Here is a 25,707-nt window from a genome sequence, read left to right as displayed (position 1 = left end):
TCAGCCAAGAGGGTACGCCTGTTTAAACAGACGACATCTGCGCCGCAAACACCTCACGAAACCGCGCCATCTCGCGCTTGCTCCCCACCGTGACGCGTACCCACTGCGGCCAGTTCTTCCACACCCGTCCAATCAGCACACCTTGCCCGGCCAGCTTCTCGATCACCTGCTCGGCCGGTTGCTTCACATCGATCATAAAGCAGTTGCTCTGGGACGCCGTGCAAGTGAACCCACGGGCCTTGAGCCAGGTAATGGTCTCCTCACGCAGTTGGGCATTGAGCGCCTTGCGTTGCGGCAACAGCTTGACGTCTTCCAGGCTGGCGCGCGCGCCGAGCAAGCCGGTGCCTGCCGGTACGTTGTCGCCGCCGAACACCGCGAGGCGCTCCAGCAGCGCCGGGGCACCGATTGCCAGGCCAACGCGGGCGCCGGCCATGCCGTAGATTTTCGAGAAGGTGCGCAACACCAGCAGGTCGTCGTGTTCCTTGACCCAACTCACGCAGCTGGGGGCGTCGGAGAAATCGATGTAGGCCTCATCCACCACCAACACACTGCCTTTGGGCTTGTCCGCCAGCGCCTGGCGGATGGCGTCGGTCGGGGTCATGGTGCCGGTCGGGTTGTTGGGATTACACACGTAGAGCATACCGGCCTGGGGATCGGCGGCGAGCATGGCGGGGATGTCGTGGGCGTGCTCGGTATTGAGGTCCACCTCGCGCACCGGTGCCTTGCGCGACTCGGCCGCCTGGCGCGGCACCTCGTAGGACGGCGTGGCCATCACCAGGCCGCGGGTTTCACCGGTAAACGCCAGGACGGCATAGCGTAGCGCCGCCATGGAGCCGGAAAACACCGCGACCTGTTCTTCGGCAATCCCCTGCTGCTGGGCGAACAGCGCGGCCAGGCCGTACATGTGGCTGTAGGGATAGCGTCCGGCAGTGGCAATCGCCTCTCGCATCGCTTCGCGGGCAGCACCTGAAGGGCCGTAGGGGCTTTCGTTGTAGTTGAGCCGCACCTTGTCCGCCTTGGCCGGCGGCGGGCTGGCAACCGCCCAATCCAGGCGCCCCAACAAGGGCAGGGCCGCGCCCAGGGCGAGAAGGGAGCGACGACTGACGCTGACCATGGTGACAACTCCTTGTACGCGGGTAATGGATTCGCACGGCTCATACAGTGAGGTATGACGAGAAAGCCGCCAGCCGATTTAACCCGCGCCCAAGAAAAAGCCCCGCGCTTCTCACGAAGGCGGGGCTTGTTCACTGCTTGGAACCACTCAGGGCGCGTAGGTCAGCAACAACTCTCTCGGCACCTGGAAATCCAGGGACATCATCACGCTGAGCGCGGTGATGGTGAAGATCGAGAACACGAACAGCTTGCGTGCCCAGACGGTGTCGTCCACCGCCTTGTAGCCGGTCCAGGCCATGTACAACCAGTACATGCCCATGGCGGCGGCGACAGCGAGGTAGCTCATGCCGGCGTAGCCACTGAAGGTCAACATCAAGGTCGCCACGAGGAAGGCCAGGATGTAGAGCAGGATGTGTTTCTTGGCCACCTGGATGCCGCGCTTGACCGGAAGAACCGGAATCGACGCAGCCAGGTAGTCGTTGAAACGGAAGATCGCGATGGCATAGGAATGCGGCATCTGCCACAGGCTGAACATCACCAGCAGCACCAGCGCGGCCATGTCGAAGCTATTGGTCACAGCTACATAACCAATCACCGGCGGCATCGCCCCCGACAGACTGCCCACCAGCGTGCCGTGAACCGACTTGCGCTTGAGGTACAGGCTGTAGAGGCCGACGTAGATGACGAAGCCGATCACGGCAAACAGCGCCGCCAGCGGGTTGGCCACCTTGTACAACAACACCACGCCGGCAACACCCAGGACGGTCGCGAAGATCAGTGCCAGTTTCAGGGAGATAAGCCCCTGGACCAGCACGCGATTCTTGGTGCGTTCCATCTTGATATCGATGTCGCGGTCGATGCAGTTGTTGAACACACAACCGGAAGCTACCACCAGGGACGTACCGATCATTGCAGCCAGGAAGATGGCCAGATCGACATGTCCCTTGGAGGCCAGGAAGAAACCGCCTGCCACAGAAAGCACGTTACCGAAAATGATCCCCGGTTTGGTGATTTGGATAAAGTGCTTAAGCGACATCGGGTCTTACCTCACTTCGCCATCATGTAGGTGTGGATGCTGAACATGATCCACAGCGACAGACCAACCAGCAGAACGATCACCAGGCCTGCGAACACGAACGCAATCACGTTCTCACGCTGGGCCTCGGAGCGGTCCAGGTGCAGGAAGTACACCAGGTGAACCAGGACCTGAATGACCGCGAACGCCAGGACGATCATCAACGTGATCGACTTCGGCAGGGTTGGGTACATCACCAGGCCGAACGGGATCAGGGTCAGGATGACCGACAGGATGAAGCCGATAGCGTAAGACTTTACGCTGCCGTGGCTCGCATCATGGCTGTCATGGGAGTGTGCATTAGCCATTACAGAGTCCCCATCAAGTAGACGACGGTGAATACGCAGATCCAGACTACGTCCAGGAAGTGCCAGAACAGGCTCAGGCAGCTCAGGCGAGTCTTGTTGGTGTTGGTCAGGCCGTGCTTATTGACCTGATACATCATCACCGCCATCCACAGCAGGCCAGCCGAAACGTGCAGGCCGTGGGTGCCTACCAGCGTGAAGAACGCCGACAGGAAACCACTGCGGTGCGGGCCGTAGCCTTCGGAGATCAGCAGGTGGAACTCGTTGATCTCCATGCCGATGAAGCCCAGGCCGAACAGGAAGGTCAGTGCCAACCAGCTCAGTACGCCCTTCTTGTTGCCCTTGTAGAAGGCCAACATGGCGAAGCCGTAGGTGATCGAACTGAACAACAGCAAGGCGGTTTCGCCGAGCACGTAAGGCAGTTCGAAGATGTCGTGGCCCGACGGGCCACCCGCTACGTTGTTTACCAGTACCGCGTACACCGCGAAGATCGACGCAAACAAGATGCAGTCGGTCATCAGGTAGAGCCAGAAACCGAAGACGGTCATTGGCCCCGAGTCGTGGTGATGGTCATCGTGCCCATGGTCATCGACATGGGCGTGTCCAGCATTGGTCACTAAGTTCGACATGGTTTAAGCCTGTTCCAACGAGGTTTCGACACGGTTGGCCGGGATTTTCTTCTCGGCGACCAGACGAGCGTGCTGCTCGGCTTCGATGCGCTCGATCGTTTCGACCGGCACCATGTAGCCTTGATCATCACGTGCAGCGTGGACAATGAAGTAGCCGATGGTGCCCACCAGGCTCACGATTGCCAGCCACCAGATGTGCCAGATCATCGCGAAACCGAACACGGTCAACAGCGCGCCCATCACCACGCCAGTGGCGGTGTTGCTTGGCATGTGGATCGGTTCGTAGTGCTTAGGTTGCTGGTACGCAGTACCGTCTTCCTTGGCTTCGGTGAACGCATCGATGGTGGTCGCAGTAGGAATCACAGCGAAGTTGTAGAACGGTGGTGGCGACGAGGTCGACCATTCCAGGGTGTGGCCGTTCCATGGATCGCCCGACTCGCACATGTTCTGCTTGCGATCACGCACGCTGACATACAGCTGGATCAGCTGGCAGGCGATACCGACCGCGATCATCAGCGCACCGAACATGGCGACGTACAGGTACGGCACCCACTCAGGGTTGGTGGTGGCGTTCAGACGACGGGTCATGCCCATGAAGCCCAGTGCATAGAGCGGCATGAACGCGACGAAGAAGCCCGAGATCCAGAACCAGAATGCAGCCTTGCCCCAGCCTTCGTGCAGCTTGAAGCCGAACGCTTTCGGGAAGTAGAAGCTGAAGCCAGCGATGTAACCGAATACCGCACCGCCGATGATCACGTTGTGGAAGTGCGCGATCACGAACAGGCTGTTGTGCAACACGAAGTCAGCACCCGGGATGGCCAGCAGTACGCCGGTCATGCCGCCGATGGCGAAGGTCACCATGAAGCCCAGGGTCCACAGAACCTGGCTGGTGATACGCAGACGGCCGTGGTAGATGGTGAACAGCCAGTTGAATAGCTTCACCCCCGTCGGGATGGAAATCAGCATCGTCGCCAGGCCGAAGAAGGCGTTGACGCTGGCCCCCGAACCCATGGTGAAGAAGTGGTGCAGCCACACCATGAAGCCCAGTACCGAGATCGCGCCAGAGGCGTAGACCATCGAGTGGTGACCGAACAGGCGCTTGCCGGTAAAGGTCGAGATCACTTCGGAGAAGATACCGAACGCTGGCAGGATCAGGATGTACACCTCAGGGTGACCCCATGCCCAGAACAGGTTCACGTACATCATTGGATTGCCACCAAGTTCATTGGTGAAAATGTGGAAATCCAGGTAACGGTCAAGCGACAGCAGCGCCATGGTAGCGGCCAGGATCGGGAACGAAGCCACGATCAATACGTTTGCCCAGGTGCAGGTCCAGGTGAAGATCGGCATGTCCATCAGTTTCATGCCAGGGGCGCGCATTTTCAGGACGGTGGCCAGGAAGTTGACCCCCGTCAGCGTCGTCCCCAGTCCTGATAACTGTAGCGCCCAGATGTAGTAGTCCACACCCACGCCCGGACTGTACTGAATGCCCGACAATGGCGGATACGCAACCCAACCGGTCTTGGCGAATTCGCCGACGCCCAGGGAAACGTTGATCAGCACCACGCCGGAAACCAGCAGCCAGAAGCTCAGGGAGTTCAGGAACGGGTAGGCAACGTCACGCGCGCCGATCTGCAGCGGCACTGCAAGGTTCATCAGGCCGGTGAAGAATGGCATCGCCATGAAGATGATCATGATCACACCGTGAGCGGTGAAGATCTGGTCATAGTGTTCAGGTGGCAGGTAGCCAGGCGAACCCTCGGTGGCCATGGCCAACTGGGTACGCATCATGATGGCGTCGGCAAAACCACGCAGCAGCATGACCATGGCAACGATGATGTACATCACGCCGATTTTCTTGTGGTCGACCGACGTCAGCCACTCGGTCCACAGGTAGGTCCACTTCTTGAAATAAGTGATTGCTGCAAACAGTGCCAGACCACCCAGCGCGATCATGGCGATGGTAATCATCACAATCGGCTCGTGGAACGGGACCGCATCCCAACTTAATTTACCAAACATCGTTTACTCCTCTGCCCCAGCAGTTGAATGCGAGCCCGTGTCAGAACCTTCAACCGCAGCCACTTCTTTCTTCTCGTGCTTGACCGGCTTGCCTGGTTTCATGCCTTCGTACTTGTCGACGATCTTCTGAAACAGGTCAGGCGTGTAAGCGGAGTACAGCGCGACAGGGTTGTTCTGGCTTGGTTTGGCAAGGGCTTCGTATTCAGCTTGATCAAGCTGTTTAGGTGCGGCCTTGACTTCGGCTACCCAGGCGTCGAAATCTTCCTGGCTCGTCGAGATCGCTTTGAATTTCATGCCGGTGAAGCCAGCGCCGCTGTAGTTGGCGGAGATGCCTTCCATTTCAGCTTTCTGGTTGGCGATCAGGTGCAGCTTGGTCTGCATACCTGCCATCGCGTAGATCTGGCCGCCCAGGGCTGGGATGAAGAACGAGTTCATCACGGCGTCGGAGGTGATCTTGAAGTTCAGCGGGGTGTGCTCCGGGAACCGGATCTGGTTGACGGTGGCGATACCCAGGTCTGGGTAGATGAACAGCCACTTCCAATCCAGCGCGACCACTTCGATATTGATCGGCTTGGCGTCCGATTCCAGCGGACGGTATGGGTCCAGCGCATGGGTGGACTTGTAGGTCACATAACCCAGGGCAATGATGATGAGGATCGGGACCAACCACACCGCGATTTCGATCTTGGTGGAGTGCGACCACTTCGGCGCGTAGGTGGCGCTGGTGTTCGACGCGCGGTATTTCCAGGCGAAGGCGAAGGTCATGATGATCACGGGGACCACGACCAGCAGCATCAGCAGGGTGGCGGTGATGATCAGGTTTCGTTCATCCAGACCGACCTGTCCTTTTGGGTCGAGCAAGGTCCACTTGCAGCCTCCCAGCATTAACATCATGCCAAGCAGCGGCAAAAAGCCTAGTAATCGGGGGTACCTGTTTTTACTCATCTCACGACCTCTAAAGCAGCTTGCGCAATGCAGTTGGGTTTTGATCGCCAACACTTCACCCTGCCAAGGGTTGGCATTTCTCTTCGATTGAATAAGAGCCTGCCCGCGCGCCCTAATCGGACGTGTCACGGACCTGCGGTGAGTTCTTATTCGATTTCGTGGTTAAAGGCCTTGTTACAGACCAATTCCATTTGGTGCGGATAGTTGAAAGGCTGCCGGAACCTGGGGTCGCACAGAGCCATCCATCTGCCCCTCGACCGCTCCAATGCTCAAAGTTTGAACAGCACCGGACATTCAGTGCGGGCGATTGTAGTTAGCTAGCGATGTATAAACCATGTCTTATAAAGAAATAATTTTTATTGATTCCAGCAACAATCCTTCACCAATATCGCAAAGGTTCGCGATCTTATCGCGTTAGATTCTCAACAAAAACCACAAAAATTGCCGTGTTATTGGGCAAAGCGCCACACCCCGCCGCCTCCACAAAGGCCTGCAAATCGCATCCAAGTCCCCATAAAACAAGGCATTCACAGAGCCCTCAAAGGCTTGGACGGCGCGACATTCGCGGGGTCGCCCAGACGACGAACTGACAGCATAAATTGACCGCCTGACGCAAATTTATGCGACGGTTCAACGCGTCAGAAATGTCCTGCGACAGCTTCTGTGTGACAACATGTCGCACGCTGCCCGCCGTCAAAATTGTCCGGCGTCACTGTCCTTTCACAAATCCCTACACACAAAAACGCCCCGGCCTTCTTTCAAAAGGACCGGGGCGTTTTGGTCGATAGGCTCAGGCTGCGCGCTTGCGGTTCCGGTATATGCCCAGGGGCACCAGGATTACCGTCAGCACGAACGCCACCAGCGCCCATTGCGCCAGGGACAAGCCAAGGATCGGCGGGTAAGGCGTGCTGCAGAAGCCGTCGACCTGGAAGCCCAGGGGGAAGACCTTGGCCAGGGGCAGGTCGTCGACGATCGGTTGCAGCACATCGACGCCACAGCTGACTTGCGGGAAAAATTGGGTGTACACATGATGGCCAGCCGCCGCCACCCCACCGAGGGCGCTGAGTACCACCAGGCCTTCAAACAGCGTGATCGCGCCCTTGGTGCGCATCGCCGCGCCGATAAACGCAAAAATCGCAATCAACAGCAAGGCGTAGCGTTGCAGGATACACAGCGGGCAAGGCGCCTCGCCCAACACCACTTGCATGTATAACGCGCCGCCGATCAGCGCCAGGCAGATGATGCCCAGCAACACCAGAAAGCGCCGCTCCCTGCCCAAACGCATTTCGTCACTCATCTCCGTATCCCTTTGCCTGATTGTGGTTGGCCTGATGGCCGCAAGTTTACACACAGAGAGTGGTTTAAACAGAGAGGGGTTAACGGGGGATTAATCGGGAGGAATGGAGAACTGAATGTGGGAGGGGGCAAGCCCCCTCCCACATCTTGAGCAGTGTTGCGCTGGAGATGTTATTCCAGGGCCGCCGCCGGGCCGAAGAATTCATAGCGGCTTTGTTGCTCAGGCACACCCAATGCCTTGAGGTGGCGCTTGATCGCCGCCATGAAGCCTTTAGGGCCGAGGAAGTAGGCATCCAGGTCGCGCTGCTCGGGCAACCACGCCGCCAGTTGCTCCTGGCTGAGCAGGCCGACCTTGTCCGCCGCCGGGCTCACGCCATCGTCCTCGTCATAACAGTAGAAGCGCTTGAGCTGCGGGTGCTTGACCGCCAAGGCGTCCACCCACTCCCGAAACGCATGCACCCCGCCGTTACGCGCGCAGTGGATAAAGTGCACCGGGCGCTCGGTGGCCAGGGCGGCCTCGAGCATGGGCAGCGTTGGCGTGATGCCCACCCCGCCACTGATAAGCACCAGTGGTTTATCACTGGCGGCCAGGGTGAACTCACCGGATGGCGGGAACAGGTCAAGGGTCGCCCCCACCTGCAACTGGTCGTGCAGGTAGTTGGACACCCGGCCACCGGCTTCGCGCTTGACGCTGATACGGTACTGGCCGGCATCGCTCAAGGCCGACAGGGAGTAATTGCGGCGCACTTCCTCGCCATCCAGGTGTAACGTCATGCCGATGTATTGGCCTGGCGCGGCCGCGAGAATCGGGGCGTTGTCCAGCGGCGCAAAATAGAACGACGTGATCTCGGCGCTCTCGTCCACGCGCTTGACCAGCTTGAACGGCCGCGCACCGCGCCAGCCGCCCGGCGCCTGGGCTTTCTCTTCGTAAATGGCCGCTTCGGCGCCAATCAGGATATCCGCCAACTGGCCGTACGCAGCGCCCCAGGCACTCATGACCTCAGGGGTGGAAATTTCGCTGCCCAGTACTTCGGAAATGGCACGCAGCAGGCACGCGCCAACAATCGGGTAGTGTTCCGGCAGGATCTGCAAAGCCACGTGCTTGTTGATGATCTTGGCAACCAGGTCGCCCAACTGATCCAACTGGTCGATATGCCGCGCGTACATCAATACGCCGTTGGCCAGAGCGCGAGGCTGGTCGCCGCTGGCCTGGTGGGCCTGGTTGAACAGCGGGCGAACCTGCGGGTACTCGGAGAGCATCATGCGGTAAAAATGGGTGATCAGCGCTTCGCCGCCGCTTTCCAGCAAGGGCACGGTAGATTTGACGATGGCACGGTCTTGGGCACTAAGCATGGAGCCTCCTGGGCTTCTTTACTGATTGCCATGGAGTACTCAGTATTCGTGCCAACTAATAAAACGTTTAAATTCAATAGCTTAAATTACACGTAGTCAGTATGACCTCCTACACCTTATAGTCATAAGGACTACAAGGAGTCATTATGACTGCGCAATCGCTGCTCACCACCCTGCTCCCCCTCGTCGCCGACCTGTCCCGCGAACTCCCCGAAGGCGAGCGTTACCGACGCCTGCTGCAAGCCATGCGCGCCTTGCTGCCCTGCGACGCCGCCGCGCTGTTGCGCCTGGACGGTGAGTCGCTGGTACCGCTGGCGGTAGACGGCTTGAGCGCCGATACCCTGGGCCGACGCTTCAAGGTCAGCGAACACCCGCGTTTCGCCGTGCTGCTCGGCAGCCCCGGCCCGACGCGTTTCGACAGCGACAGCGAATTGCCCGACCCCTACGATGGCCTGGTGGACGGCCTGCACGGGCACCTCGAAGTTCACGACTGCATGGGCTGCCCGCTGTTTGTCGATGATCGCCCTTGGGGCCTGCTGACCCTGGACGCCCTCGACACGGAGCGCTTCGAGCGGGTCGAGCTCGACGCCCTGCAAGCCTTTGCCAGCCTCGCCGCCGCCACGGTCAACGTTGCCGAGCGCATCGAACGCCTGGCCCTGCGCGTGGAAGACGAACAGCAGCGCGCCGAAATCTACCGCCAGGCCAGCGGCCAGCAGCACAAGGAAATGATCGGTCAGAGCAAGACCCACAAGCGCCTGGTGGAAGAGATCAACCTGGTGGGCGGCAGTGACCTGACGGTGCTGATCACCGGCGAAACCGGGGTCGGCAAGGAGCTGGTGGCCCAGGCGATCCACGCGGCATCGTCCCGCGCCGACAAACCACTGATCAGCCTCAACTGTGCAGCACTGCCGGAAACCCTGGTGGAGAGCGAGCTGTTCGGCCATGTGCGCGGCGCCTTTACCGGCGCATTGAACGAGCGCCGGGGCAAGTTCGAACTGGCCAACGGCGGCACCTTGTTCCTGGATGAAGTCGGCGAGTTGTCGCTGAGCGTGCAGGCCAAGTTGCTGCGCGTGCTGCAAAGCGGCCAGTTGCAGCGGCTGGGCTCGGACAAGGAACATCAAGTGGATGTGCGCCTGATCGCCGCCACCAACCGCGACCTGGCTGAAGAGGTCCGCAACGGCCGCTACCGCGCCGACTTCTACCACCGCCTGAGTGTGTACCCACTGCAAGTGCCAGCCCTGCGCGAGCGCGGGCGTGATGTGTTGCTGCTGGCCGGCTTCTTCCTGGAGCAGAACCGCTCACGCATGGGCCTGGGCAGCTTGCGCCTGACCAGCGACGCCCAGGCGGCGTTGCTGGCTTATAACTGGCCGGGCAATGTCCGGGAGCTGGAACACTTGATCGGGCGCAGCGCGCTGAAGGCCCTGGGTAACTGTCGCGAACGTCCGAAGATTTTGAGCCTGAGCGCCCAGGACCTGGACTTGCCAGGCGTCAGCGCGCCCCAGGTCGAAGCGCCAGCCGATGCCGCCCCCCTCGTCAGCGGCGACCTGCGCCAGGCCACCGAGCACTACCAGCGTCAAGTCATCAACGCCTGCCTGGAACGCCACCAGCACAATTGGGCCAGCGCCGCCCGTGAACTGGGGCTGGACCGCGCCAACCTCGGGCGAATGGCCAAGCGCCTTGGAATAAAATAGCCAGGTCAACGTTTATCAAATGCAAAATAACTTATTGATTAATAAGGATTAATATCTTTATCAAACGACCGAACTGTGTAGCAAGCAAGCTGCTGTGGCGAGCGGGCTTGCCACAATGCCAGTCAGTGAAGGCTTTTTTTGTAGGAGCGAGCTTGCTCGCGAAGAACTCACAGGCGCCGCGTTCATTCAGGAAGCACGCATTATCGTTGACGTTTTTCGCGAGCAAGCTCGCTCCTACAGAAGGCAACGCACGCTTAACTGACTGGCATTCGGGCAAGCCCGCTCGCCACGTTAGCGGGACCGCCTACATTGTTAGACGGCGTTCGCCTTGAGGGCAGGGCTCACAGGCCTGGGCTTACGGAACACCAGCACATTCCCCAGCATCACCAGCACCAACCCCGCCAACGCCGGCAAGGTCCACTGATACCCCTCGGCAAAGGCCGACACATTCAGCGCCACCACCGGGAACAACACCGTGCAATACGCCGCACGCTCCGGCCCCATGCGCCCCACCAACGTGAGATAGGCGGTAAAGCCGATCACCGACCCTGGGATCACCAGGTACCACAACGCGCCGATATACCGCGCACTCCAGTCCATTTCGAACGGAATGCCGCGCACCAGGCAGTAGGTCGCCAGCATCAAAGAACCATACAACATGCCCCAGGCATTGGTGGTCAACGGCCTGAGCCCGGCCTTCTGTTGCAGGCTCGACAGCATATTGCCGGCCGAGAAACACATCGTGCCGAGCAGTGCCAGGCCCAGGCCAAGCAATGTCTGTGGGCTGGCGGTATGCCCCACCAGTTCCGGCCAGAACAACAGGCCCAGCCCCAGCAAGCCAAGGGCACCGCCCATCAAGACATTGCGCGCCACGCGCTGGCCAAAGAACACCCGGGCATTCAGGGCGTTCCACAGCGTAGCCGTGGAAAACACCACCGCCACCAACCCGCTGGGGATCCATTGGCTGGCGGTCAGGAAACACATGAAGTTGACGCAAAAAAGGCACAGCCCCTGGGCCAGGCAGATCACGTGCCCGCGCCGGTTCATCACCTGCAACTTACGGCTGAGCAGCAACAGGGCAAACAGCACCAGCGCCGCCAGGCCGAAGCGATAGACGATCGACACGGGGATCGCGACAACGCCCAATTGCCACTTGAGGGCGATCCAGGTGGTACCCCAGATCAGCACGGTGAGTAAATACAGGAAAAGGTTCATGGCGGGCTCCGGTGGTTGAGCCACAGTGTCACCTTCAACCACGCACGGGCACTTGCACAATCTTGCGCTTTTGTCGGCCCGAGTGATCACAGCGCCAGCCCGGCGGAGTAGGATGCAAGGCGTCGGAGAGTACACACCATGCCAGCACTGGAATCCCTGCACGTCTTTCAAGCCCTCAACCGCTCGCCCAACGCACGCCTCGAAGCCTGCGCCGAGCTGGGTGACGGCGTGTCTGCGGCCCTGTGGAGCAACCATCACGACGCCCAGGACTACCAGGCGCCCAGTCATCACACACTGTCCTGCTACATCGGCGGCGGCACTGGCACCTTTCGCCGCGAGCAGCCGGGCACCAAGGGTGGGCCGGACAAGTTGTGCATCCTGCCGGCTGAGCACCAGTCGGCCTGGGTGATCAATGGTGAAATTCGCCTGGCCCATGTGTATTTCAGCCCGGAGCAATTTGCCCTCGGCTGCGTCACCCTGCTTGACCGCGAACCGCGCACATTGCAATTGCGGGAAAGCACCTTTCTCGAAGACCCCAGCCAGGCCCGGCGCTTTCACCAGTTGATTGCCCTCAACTGGCAAGAGCCTGCCGAGCGCCTGCTGACCAGCAGCCTGGCCCATGAAATGCTCAGCCACACCCTGCTCAGCCAGGTCGGCGTGCGCGATGGGCTGCACTTGAAGGGCGGCCTGGCGGCCCACCTGCGCCGACGCCTGGTGGAATACATCGAGCACCACCTGGAAGACCCGATCAGTCTCGGCCAATTGGCCGGGATGTGCGCCCTGTCGGAATATCACTTCGCGCGGATGTTTCGCCAAAGCTTCGGCTTGCCGCCCCATCAATACCTGCTGGCACGCCGCCTGGCCCGTGCGCAAACCCTGTTGCGCGGCGCCAGCCTGCCCCTGGGCGAAATTGCCTTGGCGTGCGGGTTCTCCAGCGCCAGCCACTTCACCCACCGCTTTCGCCAGGCCCTGGGCGCGACACCCGGGGAATATCGCCAGGCGTTCTGCGCCTAGGCCATCAAGCCCAACGTCTTGGCCTTGGCCACCGCCTGGGTGCGCCGCTCCACCCCCAGCTTGCTGTGGATACGCCGCGCGTGGGTCTTGACGGTATGCAGGGAGATAAACAGCCGATCGGCAATTTCCAGGTTGGAATTGCCCAGGGCGATCAGTTGCAGTACTTCCAGTTCGCGCTGGCTCAGGGGGTTGTCCGTCGCGCTTGTCGCAGATGCCTGTGGCTCCAGGCCCAGTTCACTGAGCAGGCCGGGCGAACGCAAACGCAGTTCACGGATCGCCTGCTGCACCTGGCAGCGCGCCGCCAGCTCCAGGCCCGCCTGCAACGAGCGACGGGCCAACGCCCCGTCACCGAGTTGCCAGGCCACCTCCCCCAACACCAGCTGCAATTCGGTTTCCAGGCACAGCATGCCGCGTTGTCGGGTGGTCTCCAGCAATGCATTGAGCCGCGCGACCGGTTGGTCGGCACCGCCCAGTTTCACTTCCGCCAGCACCAACAGGTATTCCAGGCGCGGGATCAATTCCAGGGTGGCCGGCGGTGCCTGCTTGGCATTCGGCCCGCGGAAGTGGCGCAGCACACGGCGCACCGCTTGCGCCGTCAACTCGGCGCGGCCCTGCTGCAACCAGAAATGCCCGCTGACCAATAGCAACACCGCGCGATACACCGTGTCCGGTACCTGGCGTTGTTGCATCAGGCGCTCAGCATCGCGCAGCTGGATAAAGGCCTGGGCGTAATCGCCGCGGTTGGCCGCCAGCAGCGCCAGGCCGAGGAAGCCGTACAACACGCGCTTGTCCTGGCTGTGCAGGCACATCGTCAAGCCTGTCTCGAAGCACTCGGCCGCCAACGCGTCCTGCCCCTGGCGCAACGCCAGGTGCCCACGGCGCAACGCGATGCGCCCCACCAACGGCCCAGCCTTGAGGTGTTGCTGCAGCAACATTGCCTGCACGCTCTCCAACAGGCTCTGCGCCCGGTACGGTGCACCGCGCTGTTCCAGCAACTGGGCGTGATCCAGCTCCAACAGCGCCTCCAGCAACAACGAGCCATGGGCGCGGGCCAGGCACAACGCTTCGCGATTCAGGGCCTGGGCCACGTCCAGCTCGCCGCGCAGCAAGGCTTGCTGGGTCAACCCCGACAGGCACATCAGGCGCGATGTCCATGCACTGTCGGGCAAGGCTTGCAGCGCCTCGAGGAAATGCTCGCGGGAGCGTTCGGCATCGCCCCCCAGGTGCAACAACCAACCCCATTGCGCCTGCCAGCGCGCCAGCAAGTGCCGCTGCGCCGCCGCCGTGGGTTGCGGGGCGAAACGCGCCAGTTGATCGATGCATAACGCCGCCTGGTCGAAACGCCCGGCAAACAGCAACGCCGCCGTGACCAGCCCCACCAATTGCGCGGAACACAGCATCAGTTCATCGCCATGCTGCTCATGCAGGCGCAACAGCAGCACGGCGTTCTGTTGGCGGAACAGGTCTTCGAAACTGAAGTGCTGCAACAGGCTGACCGCCACTTCGTACTCTTCGGCCAACAGCGCCTGTTCGAAGGCTGCTTGCCAGTCGCTCTGGGCGCTGAACCACTGACAGGCGCGCCGGTGCCAGGAGCGCTTGGCCGGCCAGGGCTCATCACGCAGCAATCGCGCCAGCGGCGCAAACACCTGCAGCCAGTCGGTGGCATCTTCACAGGGCTGGATAAACGCGCCGAGGGCCTGCAATTCGCGCAGGTAGTGCGCGCCATCACCAAAGCCGAACAGGTGCTCACACAAACTCACATTGAAGCGCGGCAGATGGGCCAGCACGCGCCAGGCTTCGGCCAGTTCCGCCGGCAAGGTGCTGAACAGTTCGTGTTGCAGGTAATCGAGCAAGGTCTTGTCGGGATGACCGTCGCCCAGCAGCGCGATACGCACCCCGGCGCACCAGCCGGCGCTGAAGTGCAGCACGTTCTCGAGCGTCTGGCCGGGCGCCTGGCTGAGCAGTTGCTGGATCTCCTCGGCGTTGAACCCCAACTCGGCGCCGTTGCATTCCAACAGTTCATCATCGAGTAGCAGACGTGGCCAGTTGCACGCCGGACGCCGCCGCGCGCCCAGCCACCAGGTCAGCGCCGGGCTACTGGCACTGAGCAGGCGGTCGAGCAAAGCGTCCAGTTCGGGGGCGGGCAGGCGGCAGAAATCATCCAGGAACAGCCACGCGGGCGTCTGCCAGCGGCTGAGGTCCAGCAGTAGCGTGGCTTCGTCGGTAAACCCCAGGCCAAGGTTTTGCGCCAGGCGCTGGCAGAGTTCGATGGGGCTGAGCACGACACCATTGAGCGCCATCCAGTAAACCTGGCACCCCGCCGGCGCCTGCAACGCGCACTCGGCGAACAGCGCGCTCTTGCCACTGCCACCCGGCGCACACAACAACTTGACCCGAACCTGCGCCGCCAGCAACGGCTCGGCCAGGCGTGGACGCAACAGATGGTGGGCGGACAGCCGTGGCATGAATCCAGGACGGTCCAGGCAGCGTGTCATGGCGGTCATTGCTGCATCCTGCGTTTTTATTGTTATGCAACTTGATCCCTACCCTAGTCCTGTGGGCGGCGGTTGTTGAAGAAGTATTCAGCACACTGATTAATAGCCATGCACAAAACCCAATGTGGGAGGGGGTTTGCCCCCGATAGCGGAGTGTCAGCTACAGATAGCTGACTGATACACCGCCATCGGGGGCAAGCCCCCTCCCACATTGGGATTGCATTTCAAACAGGCATCAGCGCACGCCTTCAGACCTCAAGGCCGCCGGTGTGTAATCCGCCGCCTTCGCCGCGAAGCCGAACACGAAGCTGCTCTTCTCCTCGTTCTTCATGCCCAGGGCGATGTAGCGCCCGGCGATGATGTCGTACAGGGTTTCCACGGTGTACGCCGGCACCTGATGGTCGTAGTAGAACTGCGCATGCCCCTCGGCGACGCGCCACAACTGGCCACGGCCGTCGTAGTGATCCACCAGCGCCACCTGCCAGCTGTCTTCGTCGATGTACATGTGGCGCTTGGCATAGATGTGCCGCTCGCTCGGCTTGACGGTGCCGACCACTTCCCACACACGGTGCAGCTCATAGCGGGTCAGGTCCTGGTTGATATGCCCGGCCTTGATGATGTCGTCGTACTTGAGGGTCGGCGAATCGAGCTTGTAGCTGTTGTAGGGGATATACATCTCTTTCTTGCCCACCAGTTTCCAGTCATAGCGGTCGGGGGCGCCGGAGAACATGTCGAAGTTGTCGGTGGTGCGCAGGCCGTCCGACGCCGTGCCCGGACCGTCATAGGACACTTGCGGCGCACGCCGCACACGGCGCTGGCCGGCGTTGTAGATCCAGGCCAGGCGCGGCTCCTTCACTTGGTCGAGGGTCTCGTGCACCAGCAGCACGTTGCCCGCCAACCGCGCCGGCGCCGTCACCGATTGCTTGAAGAAACTCAGTACGTTGGCCGCCTTGGCCGCGTCGATATCCGGGATCGCCTGGGGCACCGCCACTTCTTCCTCGAAGCGGATTGGCGTGTAGCTGCCGTTGGTCTGCGGGGTGGCCTGGGTGATGATGCGTCGCAGGTTGCCGCCGTGGTAACGGGTGATGTGGTTCCACAGCACCTCCACGCCATTCTTCGGAATCGGGAAGGCGTAGTAACGGTTACCGGTGAAGTTTTCCAGGCCGTTGCCGTCGTTGATCGCATGCACGTTCAGCGCGCTGCGCTTGATCGACTCGTAGATGTCCGGCGGCAGGTTCACCGTGCGGTGGCTGGGGTACACCGGGATCTTGTAAGTCTCGGGGTAGCGCTTGAACATCGCCACCTGGCCATCGGAGAGTTTGTCCTTGTACTTGTCCACCGTCGCGGCGGTGATCACGAACAGCGGTTTTTCGTTGGCGAACGGGTCGGCGAGGAAGCCTTTGCTGTCCACGGCACCGGCGTTTTTCGGGATACCGCCGGTCCAGGCCGGGATCGAGCCGTCGGCATTACCGGCTTTTTCCGCGCCGACGGGGGTAAGCGTGGTGCCGAGCTTGGCGGCTTCCTCGGGCGATACCGCGGCCATCACGTTGGCGGCCAGCAGACTGAGGGCCAATACGCCACATTGCAGAATCATCTTGCGCATAAAGTCGTCCTTATCAAACCGTGATCAGAAGTTCGCGCCGACGCTGAGGGCGAGGAAGTCGCGGTCGGTCAGGGTGTTGTAGTGGCCACCGAAAAAGTCGGTGTAGCTCAGGCTGGCGGTGTAGGTGTTGCGGTAGTCGGCATCGACCCCAATGCTGACCGCCTTGGCCCCTTCGTTGAACAAGCCGTTGGGGCCATAACCCTTGACGTCGTGGGACCACGACAGGTTGGGCTTGAGGTTGACCCCGGCGAACACGTTGCTGTAGTCAAGGATCGCGCGGGCGCGGTAGCCCCAAGAGGTCGCGGTGACAAAGCCATCATGATCGCCCTGGTAGCCGTAGACGCCGTAGACCGAGTCACGGCCATAACGCAGCTTGCTCTTGGCTTCCAGGCCCGCCACGTAGGTGACGCCGGCTTCGCCCACCAGCGTCAGGCGATCGGCGCCCATCACTTGGTCGAAGAACTGCGTCAATGTGGTTTGCGCCTGGGTGACTTGCTTTCGGCGGTAACCGGTGTTGTCTGCACCCGCCGAGGAACTGATCACCGAGGTGCCGGGAGCGGCCGGGTTGACCAGGGCCAGGGTCAGGTCGGTGGTGTTCAACTGCACCGGTGCATTCGGCCGGTAGCTGATCTCACCACTCCAGGCGGTGCCGGTGGGCAAGGTGGTCGAGAAGCTGGCGCCGTAGAGCCGAATGTCTTCCGGGTATTCGAGGTAGTACTGGCCACGGCCGAGCATCACGCTTGAAGCCAGCGAAGGACGCAGCGCGCCCGGCACCAGAGGCAGCATGCCGCCCAAAGCAGTAAGCGTGCTCTGCCCTGCACTGGTGGTGCCGACGGTCGGCGTACGGCTGTGGTAGTTCATGAAGTACACCGCGTACTCGGTGTCGTCCCCCAGCCAACGCAATGCAGCGCCCCACTGGCCACTGTCCCGGGCATCGCGGTCCTTGCCGCGTTGCACCACGATGCCTTCCTGCGTCACCTGGTAGCCTTGCCCGAACGCATTGGCCAGCGGCTGGAAGCCCGCCGCCGCCGCGCTGCCGACGGTGTAGTTGTTGTTGCAGCCGTGGGCCACCACATCGTTGCCAAAGAAGGTGCCGCAGTTATCCACCACGGTGTTTTCCCAGTTCAACTGGTAGAAACCTTCCACCGTCAATTGGTTGGTCAGGCTTTGGGAGGCGAACAGCATGTTCACCGGGATCAGCCCTTCCTTGATCTCCGCACCGGGGCGGCGGAAGGCCGAGACGTCGATGGGGTTGATGCTGTTGATGGAGTTGCCGATAAAGGTGCTCTCACCCCAGCTGACCACCTGCTTGCCCACGCGCACGTTGCCCGGCAGGTCGCCGATGGAATAGTTGTGATAGACGAACGCGTCCAGCAGCTCGTAGCCGGAAGAACGTGCGCCTTCGTCGCGATGGTGGTTACTGATCTGTTTGAACTCACGGTCTTCATCCTGCAGCTCGAAGTCGTACCAGTACTTGCCGCGCACGAACACACCGCTGTCGCCGTACTTGAGCTCCAGGTCATGAATGCCCTTGAAGATTTTCGAGAAGGTCTCGCCCTTCTTGAAGTTCAACCGTCCGTCATCCCCGGTCGACGCCTGGCCGGTACCGCCGTTGGCCACGCCCACCAGCTTCTTGTCGGCATCGCGCATGCCCCAGCTGGCGCCAACCGACAGTGAGGAATCGAATTGCCCTTCGATCTCGCCAATATTGAACGAAACAGCCTGTGCCTGGGCGCAGCAGCCCAGTGCAACCGCTGCAGCCAGCGCCTGTGGCGTGAAGATGGCGCGCATTGTTGTTTTTGTCATGCGTCTTCCCCGGTGAGTGACAGAAGGCCCCACCCTACTGCCGCCCAACGGGAGCGATAAGCGCACCAAGGAGGTATTCGTGTTGTCGCTCGAAAGGATGAATGGGCGCTCTGGCCGGGGTTTGGGCGGGGCCATGGATTGGGTGGATGGCGGGTTATCAGGGGAATGGATGGGCGGCTTGGCGGCAGGACGGGCACCGCGAAGGTACTGTTGCTGATTCAGTAACAGTCCTTGTCACGAAGCGGGATTACTCATTTTGTTACAAGCGACTATTCTTACCTGGCTTTCAGGGCAAACAGCCCACTCCCGCAACCGGGAGACAAGCCAGACTTCGATAGATTGGTGCCTGTTTTCAATCTGTTACCGCTGTTCACTGACGTTGATTTATCGCTCCTTGATCCAACGTCTTACTTCGGCCGCTGCTTTGCAGCGGCCTTTTTTATGCCCGCAATAAAACGGGGCGCCCTCAGCGCCCCGTAGTATTTAACAACGATCACGTAATGATCAAAGGCTGAATTTCTGCAAATTGGCCATCATCTCCTTCAACGCCTCGATATTGTCCTTGGGGTGAGCGGCGCCTTCGAAGTCACAGATCTGCTGCCAGTGCGCGGCCACATCGTCCGGCGAGAACCCGGCCTCCGGGTCGAAGCCCACACCCAGGCTGCGCTCCCAGCGGGTCTTGCCGATCCAGCCGCCGCCGACTTCGAACAGCCCGGCGGTTTCCTGGCATGCCTCGCTGCCCAGGTACACCACCAGTGGGCTGACCAGTTCCGGCTTGAGGCGCTCGAATACCTGCGGCGGGATCAAGCCTTCGGTCATGCGCGTGCCGCCGGTGGGCGCAATGGCATTGACCAGGATGTTGTTCTTGCGGCCTTCCAGGGCCAGGGTACGGGTCAGGCCATACAGGCCAAGCTTGGCCATGCCGTAGTTGGACTGGCCGAAATTGCCGTAGATGCCCGAGGTGGACGCCGTAAAGATCACCCGGCCATAGCTTTGCTCACGCAGATGAGGCCAGGCGGCGCGAGTGACTTTATAGGCGCCTTCGACATGCACGCGGTAAACCAGGTCCCAGTCGCTGTCGTCCATCTTGTGGAAGGTTTTGTCGCGCAGGATGCCCGCGTTATTGACCACCACGTCGACACGGCCGAAGACGTCCAAGGCGTTCTGGACGATTTTCTCGCCGTCGGTGACGGAATCATGGTTGGCTTCGGCAATGCCGCCAGCGTCGCGAATCTCGGCCACCACGCGGTCGGCCGCTGATGCGTTCGCCCCCTCGCCCTGGGTGGAACCGCCGAGGTCGTTGACCAGCACCCTGGCTCCGTGCCGCGCGAACAGCAGTGCATGGGCACGGCCCAACCCGCCGCCGGCGCCGGTGACGATCACGACCTTATCCTGGAACTGCACTGACTGACTCATACCAAACTCCAATGGGGACAATGGGAATGGGTCGAGTGTCAGGCACCGCGCTTGCAGTCACAATAAATACAGCCACGGCTGAATGGTGCGCGATAAGGCAGCAGGATGATCACCCGCTTTCCTGTAGGAGCGCCTCTCAGGAATAAGCCCTGCGCGGCGCCGCTTGCCCAATCCGCTCGCGAAAGGCCAGATAATGCTTGAGCACCTGTACCGGCGCCTCGATCTGCGGGTAGTGGCCGATATTGGCCAACAATACCGTGTCGGCGTGGGGCACCAATTGCTGGTAGCGCTCGACCATGTGGGCACCGGAGATCGGATCGATTTCCCCATCGATCACGCGCAACGGCACCTCGCCGCGCTGCATCGCCTCCACCCACCGCTCGCGCAGGCGCCGACGCTGGGGAATGTAGGCGATCAACTTGTGCAGGATGCGCGGGCCGTCGTTGCAGTTGATCAAGCTCCAGAAATCATCGAGGGCGCTTTCGCTGGGGAGGGTGTCGGGGCCGAAAATCTGGTTGAAGCTGTCGGACAAGGCGCTGCGCCCGAACGCGCGGCCGATCATCCAGCCCACGGGGCTGAGCAACAGTTTCTGTACCAACGCCGCGCGATGGGTTTCGGGGAACAACCCGCCGTTGAGAAACACACAACTGGCCATCTGAAACCGGCCTTCGTAGTGCCGCGCCAGCAACTCCTGGGCGACGCTGTCACCGTAGTCATGGGCCAACACGTGCACCGGCTGCTGCACGCCCAGGTGCTCGAGCAGCGCCTGTTGCACATCCGCCTGTTCCAACAGGCAATAGGTGTGGTCCAGCGGCTTGGCTGAATCGCCAAACCCGAGCATGTCGCAGGCGATCACCAGGTTACGCTGGGCCAGGGGCTGCCACAGGTAATGCCAGTCCCAACTGGCGGTTGGGAAGCCATGGATCAATAGCAACGGCTCGCCCTGCCCGGCCACCCAGTAACGAAGTGTACGGCCGCGAAAGACGAAATCCTGGCCACGCTTGCGCCAGGCTCTGAGCGGGATCTCGGCGAGTGGCATCAACTTTTATACCCGGGGTCTTGAAGCTCGAGTTTGCGCAGCAGCGCCGGCCAGGCCAGCGCGCCTCCCATGCCTTGGGCACTCTTTGTGACCGCCGCCGCCATTGCCTTGGCACCGGCAAGGATCTGCGGCGCGATGGTAATCAGTTCAGCCCCGCCATTTTGCGCCAGCACCTGGATATCGCAGGCGCGCTGGAAGATGAACATCATCAGGAAGGTATCGGCGATGGTGCCGCCACACGTCAACAGACCGTGGTTGTGCAGCATCAGGAAGTTGTTTTCACCGAGGTCCGCCTGCAAGCGGGCCTTTTCCTCATGGTTCAGCGCCACGCCTTCGTAGGCGTGATAGGCCAGGCTCGACAGCACGAACAGTGACTGCTGGCTGATTGGCAATACGCCCTGCTTTTGCGCGGCCACCGCGACACCGGCGGCCGTGTGGGTATGCAGCACGCAGACCACGTCATGGCGCACTTCGTGGATCGCGCTGTGGATGGTGTAGCCCGCCGGGTTGATCTCGTAGGGACTGTCCATCCGTTTGTTACCGGCCTGATCGACCTTGACCAGGCTCGAAGCAGTGATCTCATGGAACATCAGCCCGTACGGGTTGATCAGGAAATCGTCGGTACCCGGCACCTTGGCCGAGATATGGGTGAAGACCAGGTCATCCCAACCATGCATCGCCACCAGGCGGTAGCAGGCGGCCAGGTCGACACGGGTTTGCCATTCGACGGCACTGACCTGGTCTTTGACGTTCTGTGGCAATGGTGCAGGGGCTAGGCTCACGGCAATGACCTCCTTGACACGTTTTTTATTATTTTTCTTGAGTGAAGGGCCAGTCTAGTCAGACCTCATGGCTGCCGTAGTTGCCTTGGCAGCCAGCTTGATGACCGAACGAGTCAGCACAGAGAATAGTTGACCTTTGTTTAATTCGCGTCAGAGAAGCGCCGCCAATAAAGGCGCGGCGAACAGGTTGAGCAACCCTGTCAACACCATCACCAGCCCCGCGACAGAGCCCTCTTCGCCGCCCACTTCATGGGCCCGGCTGACGCCCGCACCATGGGCGCCCACGCCAAATAACGCGCCGCGCGCCAGCGGTGTACGCAGCGGCAGCCACTTGAGCAACACGCCGCCGAGCATGGCGCCGAACACGCCGGTGAGCATCACGAACACCGCCGTCAGTTCCGGTACGCCGCCCAGGTCGGACGACACGGGCATGGCAAACGGTGTGGTGATGGAGCGCGGCACCAGGGACATTGTCACGGCGCTGTCCAGCGCCAGCGCTTTGGCCAGGCCGAACGAGGTGCCGATCGACGCCGCGCTGCCCGCGACCATACCCAGCAACAGCGCCGGCCAATGCCGCGCCAGCAAGCGCCGCTGCTGCCAGATCGGCACGGCGAACGCCACGGTAACCGGGCCCAGCACCGCCATCAGCCAGTGGGTGTCGGTCGCGTATTCGGCGTAGGCGGTTTTCAGCGGTACGGCCACCGCCAGCAGCAGCACTGGCACCAGAATCAGCGGCGACAACAGGTAGCGACCGGTTCGCCGGTAAATCCAGCGACTGAAAACATAGGTGCCCAGGGTCAAGGCCAGCCAGAACACCGGCATCAGTTCAAGCTTCATGGCGCAGCCTCCAACGGCACACCCATTCCACGGTGAACGCCGTGACCAGCATCACCGCCAAGGTGCTCAGGCCAATGACCAACAAGATGCGCCAGCCTTCGTTGCGCAGCAGACCACCGTAGTCCAGCAGGCTCATCAAGGCCGGAATAAAGAACAGCAGCATCTCGGCCATCAACACGCCGGCACCCAATTGCAAGGCTGCCGGCTTGACCAGGCCCGTGGCGAAGGTCGCCAGCAACAGGCCCAGGCCAACCACGCCGCCGGGGACTGGCCACGCCAGCCAGACGGCCAACTGGGTGCCCAGCAGGTAAATGGCCAGCAGCACGACCAGTTCGGTGAGTAAACGGCTGAAATGTTTGAAGCGGAAACGTTTCATGGGCTTTGGATCCTCGCAGGCCTCCATTTTAGAGAAGCTTCCCCCATCCCCACAGCGAATTGTTAGACTGCCGGCCATTCCAAACTGGAATCATGAACCATGGAATTCAAACAGCTGCGCAGCTTTGTCGAAGTGATCCACCGGGGTGGTTTTACCCAGGCCGGGAAAACCCTGCATATCAGCCAGTCGGCCGTCAGCAAGCAGGTCGCGCAATTGGAGCAAAGCCTCGGCACGCCGCTGCTGGACCGCATCGGCTCGCAGATCCGCCTGACCGCCGCCGGCCAGGTGGTGCTGCAACGTGCCGAAGCGATGCTGCGCCTGCAAACCGAGCTGCTCAGCGAGCTGGACGACATGCACCAACTGACCCGTGGCGAACTGCGCCTGGGCCTGCCGCTGCTGGGCGGCGATACGCTGTTCGCCGGACTGTTTGCCGAGTACCGGCGGCGTTATCCGAACGTGACGATCCAGTTGCTGGAGGGCGGCAGTCGCAATATCGAGCAGGCGATCCTCAATGGTGAACTGGAAGTCGGTGGTAGCTTGAAGCCCAATGACCCGGCATTCGCCTGGCAGGCTTTCTGCGATGAACCGCTGGACGCGTTGCTGCCGATTGATCATCCCCTGGCGGAAAACGCCCAGGTACGCCTGGAGGAACTGGCCGACACGCCGTTCCTGATGTACCAGCGCAGCTTTGTGCTCAACGACCGACTGATGCAGGCGTGCCGGCAACTGGGTTTTACCCCGAAGGAAATCGGCCGCAGCGGCCAGGCAGATTTTCTCGCGGCGCTGGTCGCCGCTGGCCAAGGAGTGGTGTTGTTGCCCAGCGTGGTCGCCCGTGGGCTGGTGCGACCGGGGGTGGTACGCCTGACGCTCAAAGCGCCGGACTACCTACGCTGGGACATTGCCTTTATCTGGCGCGAGGGCGCCTATCTTTCGAGAGCCGCGCAGGCCTGGCTGGCATTGCTGCGCGAATTCCCGGTCAACCGCGCAGTGCAGTGACCAGCTCGGCCAGCCACGGCTCGGCGTCGGTTTCGGGGGTGACGCTTTCGCTGGCGTCCAGGCGCAACATCGGCAGCACCTCACGCAGGCCCAGTTCGGCGAACAATTCGCGCATTTGCTCGCCGCCACCACAGAAGGTGTCGCCGTAGCTGGCGTCACCCAGGCCGATCACCGCACCGGGTAAGCCACGCCAGGCAGCGGGCAACTGGTCGCGAATAGTCGAGTACAGCGGTTGCAGGTTGTCAGGCAGCTCGCCCATGCCGGTGGTGGAGGTCACCGCCAGAAACGCCTCAGGGGCAAATGCCTGCACGTCCGCCAGGGTGGCGCGCGGGTTGTGCCAGGCGTCGAAACCGGCCGCGTTGAGGATGCCGGCGGCGTGGCGGGCGACTTCTTCAGCCGTGCCGTACACCGAGCCGGAAAGGATGGCGACTTTCATCAATCTGATCCTGTGGTTGAGCGAAAGCCTGGGATATTAGCAGCTGGCGCAAAATTTTCGGCGCACGCCGTGCAACATTCAAGGCATGTCATAAACTGCCAGTTCCACCCACAAGCCATGGACCGCTCAATGATTAACGCCCGACTGATGCAAATGGTGATCAACGCTTCCAACGACGGCATCGTTGTCGCGGAGCGTGAAGGCAAGGACAAGCCACTTATCTACGTCAACCCGGCATTCGAACGCCTGACCGGCTACACCCTGGATGAAATCCTCTATCAGGACTGCCGCTTCCTGCAATCGGGCGACCGCGACCAACCGGCCCTGATAGCCATCCGCGATGCCCTGGAACAGGGCGGTACCTGCCGCGAAATCCTGCGCAACTACCGCAAGGACGGCAGCCACTTCTGGAACGAACTGTCGTTGTCGACGGTGTACAACGAGGCCGACAAGCAGACGTATTTCGTCGGTGTGCAAAAGGACGTGACCCTCCAGGTCAAGGCCCAGCAGCGCGTCGCGCAATTGGAAGCCGAACTGGCCAGCGTCAAGGCCGAGCTGGCGGCGCTCAAGGCGACGAGCGGATCTAACAAAATTTAGAAAATACGGTCATTAAAGCGGATAATGGCATTTTAATACTTCCCCCCGTGGGCATGACCGATGCAACGCGACACGCTTCTGACTCAGGACGAACTGGATTTCATCCAGAACATGCAGCACAACCCGCAGCTCAACCTGCGGGATCCGTCGTCGAGCCTGACTGTCAACGGCGGTGCGCAGCTTCGCGACTTGCTCACGCGACTGGCCGCTCACGACCACGTCACTCTCCAGGCGCAATTCGATAACCAGCAACTCACCTTTCCCCTGCACCTGGTGGAAGATGAGTTTCATGCGGTGCATTTGCGCCTGGGCGTACCCAGCATTTTCGAAGACGGGCCGATGATCCGCCCATGGCGCCTGGCCCTGGAAACACCGGTAGCACTGGAAAACATCAGGGGAACACCCAGCGCACTCTGGGTGCATGAGGTGTCTTTCAAAGGCGTGTTGGTGGAGATTCGTGGCCGGCTCAGGCCGCCGAAAACCTTTTCCCTGTGGTTCAGCCCCTCGGGCTATGAACGCATTGCCCTGCGCGGCACCTTCGAGCGGGAAACCGCACGAGGCCTGTTTGCCTATCGCCTGAGCCAAGGTGACGTGGATGAAACTGAGCGCCTGCGCCAATTCATCCTGCACCAGCACCGCCTGGTCCACCCACAAATGCACGCCTGA

The 25,707-nt window shown here is 61.2% G+C and carries 23 protein-coding genes; 5 read left to right on the top strand and 18 right to left on the bottom strand.

All coding sequences use genetic code 11. The features are described 5' to 3' along the window. Window positions 1-22: 22 nt before the first annotated feature. From A7317_RS24510 to hmpA, 8 genes are all read right to left on the bottom strand, one after another. Window positions 23-1,114 (bottom strand): pyridoxal phosphate-dependent aminotransferase, encoded by a 1,092-nt coding sequence (locus tag A7317_RS24510; RefSeq protein ID WP_069076996.1) that lies wholly within the window; start codon window positions 1,112-1,114, stop codon window positions 23-25. 147 nt (window positions 1,115-1,261) lie between these two features. Beyond that, a complete protein-coding gene (gene cyoE / locus A7317_RS24505) occupies window positions 1,262-2,149 on the bottom strand; it encodes a heme o synthase (protein WP_024077336.1) in 888 nt (295 codons plus the stop codon). An 11-nt stretch (window positions 2,150-2,160) separates the two neighbouring features. After that, window positions 2,161-2,496 carry a cytochrome o ubiquinol oxidase subunit IV gene (gene cyoD / locus A7317_RS24500; RefSeq protein ID WP_003176003.1) on the bottom strand — a complete coding sequence of 112 codons (336 nt, stop codon included), beginning with the start codon at window positions 2,494-2,496 and terminating at the stop codon, window positions 2,161-2,163. Further along, a complete protein-coding gene (locus A7317_RS24495; RefSeq protein ID WP_024077337.1) occupies window positions 2,496-3,122 on the bottom strand; it encodes a cytochrome o ubiquinol oxidase subunit III in 627 nt (208 codons plus the stop codon). The genes cyoD and A7317_RS24495 overlap by 1 nt, the downstream gene beginning before the upstream one ends. Window positions 3,123-3,125: 3 nt before the next feature. Next, window positions 3,126-5,144, bottom strand: a complete 2,019-nt coding sequence (cyoB, locus tag A7317_RS24490) for a cytochrome o ubiquinol oxidase subunit I (RefSeq protein WP_024077338.1) — start codon at window positions 5,142-5,144, stop codon at window positions 3,126-3,128. A 3-nt stretch (window positions 5,145-5,147) separates the two neighbouring features. Next, window positions 5,148-6,089 (bottom strand): ubiquinol oxidase subunit II, encoded by a 942-nt coding sequence (gene cyoA, locus A7317_RS24485; protein ID WP_041161019.1) that lies wholly within the window; start codon window positions 6,087-6,089, stop codon window positions 5,148-5,150. A gap of 790 nt (window positions 6,090-6,879) precedes the next feature. Further along, window positions 6,880-7,386: a disulfide bond formation protein B gene (locus tag A7317_RS24480; RefSeq protein ID WP_024077340.1), complete on the bottom strand. Its 507-nt coding sequence runs from the start codon at window positions 7,384-7,386 to the stop codon at window positions 6,880-6,882. Between the two features lie 170 nt (window positions 7,387-7,556). After that, window positions 7,557-8,738 (bottom strand): NO-inducible flavohemoprotein, encoded by a 1,182-nt coding sequence (hmpA, locus tag A7317_RS24475; RefSeq protein ID WP_069076995.1) that lies wholly within the window; start codon window positions 8,736-8,738, stop codon window positions 7,557-7,559. Window positions 8,739-8,884: 146 nt separating this feature from the next. Between hmpA and norR the strand changes: the two genes are divergently transcribed. Next, on the top strand, window positions 8,885-10,429 hold the full coding sequence (gene norR / locus A7317_RS24470) for a nitric oxide reductase transcriptional regulator NorR (protein WP_024077342.1): 1,545 nt from the start codon (window positions 8,885-8,887) through the stop codon (window positions 10,427-10,429). Window positions 10,430-10,741: 312 nt separating this feature from the next. Here norR and A7317_RS24460 read toward each other — a convergent pair whose 3' ends face one another. Then, complete coding sequence (locus tag A7317_RS24460) at window positions 10,742-11,644, bottom strand: DMT family transporter (protein ID WP_069076993.1); 903 nt, start codon at window positions 11,642-11,644, stop codon at window positions 10,742-10,744. Window positions 11,645-11,782: 138 nt separating this feature from the next. Between A7317_RS24460 and A7317_RS24455 the strand changes: the two genes are divergently transcribed. Beyond that, complete coding sequence (locus A7317_RS24455; RefSeq protein ID WP_024077344.1) at window positions 11,783-12,658, top strand: helix-turn-helix domain-containing protein; 876 nt, start codon at window positions 11,783-11,785, stop codon at window positions 12,656-12,658. Here the strand turns inward: A7317_RS24455 and A7317_RS24450 are convergent. From A7317_RS24450 to A7317_RS24415, 8 genes are all read right to left on the bottom strand, one after another. Next, window positions 12,655-15,162, bottom strand: coding sequence for a LuxR C-terminal-related transcriptional regulator (locus A7317_RS24450; RefSeq protein WP_069076992.1), 2,508 nt, complete (start codon window positions 15,160-15,162; stop codon window positions 12,655-12,657). The genes A7317_RS24455 and A7317_RS24450 overlap by 4 nt on opposite strands. Window positions 15,163-15,388: 226 nt before the next feature. Continuing rightward, a complete protein-coding gene (locus tag A7317_RS24445; protein ID WP_024077346.1) occupies window positions 15,389-16,756 on the bottom strand; it encodes a DUF1329 domain-containing protein in 1,368 nt (455 codons plus the stop codon). A gap of 24 nt (window positions 16,757-16,780) precedes the next feature. After that, window positions 16,781-18,547: a DUF1302 domain-containing protein gene (locus tag A7317_RS24440; protein ID WP_024077347.1), complete on the bottom strand. Its 1,767-nt coding sequence runs from the start codon at window positions 18,545-18,547 to the stop codon at window positions 16,781-16,783. Window positions 18,548-19,066: 519 nt separating this feature from the next. Further along, window positions 19,067-19,978 carry an SDR family oxidoreductase gene (locus A7317_RS24435; RefSeq protein WP_024077348.1) on the bottom strand — a complete coding sequence of 304 codons (912 nt, stop codon included), beginning with the start codon at window positions 19,976-19,978 and terminating at the stop codon, window positions 19,067-19,069. 136 nt (window positions 19,979-20,114) lie between these two features. After that, the gene (locus A7317_RS24430) at window positions 20,115-21,017 is read right to left on the bottom strand and encodes an alpha/beta fold hydrolase (RefSeq protein WP_069076991.1); all 903 of its coding nucleotides are present in this window, start codon (window positions 21,015-21,017) and stop codon (window positions 20,115-20,117) included. Further along, window positions 21,017-21,799 (bottom strand): class II aldolase/adducin family protein, encoded by a 783-nt coding sequence (locus A7317_RS24425; RefSeq protein ID WP_024077350.1) that lies wholly within the window; start codon window positions 21,797-21,799, stop codon window positions 21,017-21,019. Before A7317_RS24425 ends, A7317_RS24430 begins: the two co-directional genes overlap by 1 nt. A gap of 150 nt (window positions 21,800-21,949) precedes the next feature. Next, a complete protein-coding gene (locus A7317_RS24420) occupies window positions 21,950-22,636 on the bottom strand; it encodes an LrgB family protein (RefSeq protein ID WP_024077351.1) in 687 nt (228 codons plus the stop codon). Next, window positions 22,626-23,012: a CidA/LrgA family protein gene (locus A7317_RS24415; RefSeq protein ID WP_024077352.1), complete on the bottom strand. Its 387-nt coding sequence runs from the start codon at window positions 23,010-23,012 to the stop codon at window positions 22,626-22,628. The genes A7317_RS24420 and A7317_RS24415 overlap by 11 nt, the downstream gene beginning before the upstream one ends. 99 nt (window positions 23,013-23,111) lie before the next feature. Here A7317_RS24415 and A7317_RS24410 point away from each other — a divergent pair, with 99 nt between their 5' ends. Further along, on the top strand, window positions 23,112-24,008 hold the full coding sequence (locus A7317_RS24410; protein WP_024077353.1) for a LysR family transcriptional regulator: 897 nt from the start codon (window positions 23,112-23,114) through the stop codon (window positions 24,006-24,008). Here A7317_RS24410 and A7317_RS24405 read toward each other — a convergent pair. Further along, window positions 23,989-24,444 (bottom strand): flavodoxin, encoded by a 456-nt coding sequence (locus tag A7317_RS24405; protein ID WP_069076990.1) that lies wholly within the window; start codon window positions 24,442-24,444, stop codon window positions 23,989-23,991. The two genes, A7317_RS24410 and A7317_RS24405, sit on opposite strands and share 20 nt — an antisense overlap. Window positions 24,445-24,573: 129 nt before the next feature. Between A7317_RS24405 and A7317_RS24400 the strand changes: the two genes are divergently transcribed. Continuing rightward, window positions 24,574-25,041 (top strand): PAS domain-containing protein, encoded by a 468-nt coding sequence (locus tag A7317_RS24400; RefSeq protein WP_024077355.1) that lies wholly within the window; start codon window positions 24,574-24,576, stop codon window positions 25,039-25,041. Window positions 25,042-25,101: 60 nt separating this feature from the next. Further along, window positions 25,102-25,707: a hypothetical protein gene (locus A7317_RS24395; protein WP_024077356.1), complete on the top strand. Its 606-nt coding sequence runs from the start codon at window positions 25,102-25,104 to the stop codon at window positions 25,705-25,707.

Source organism: Pseudomonas fluorescens (assembly GCF_001708445.1).
Lineage (GTDB): Bacteria > Pseudomonadota > Gammaproteobacteria > Pseudomonadales > Pseudomonadaceae > Aquipseudomonas > Aquipseudomonas gorinensis.
The sequence above is the reverse complement of the archived record's forward strand: the minus strand, read 5'-3'. Positions and strand labels throughout refer to the sequence as shown.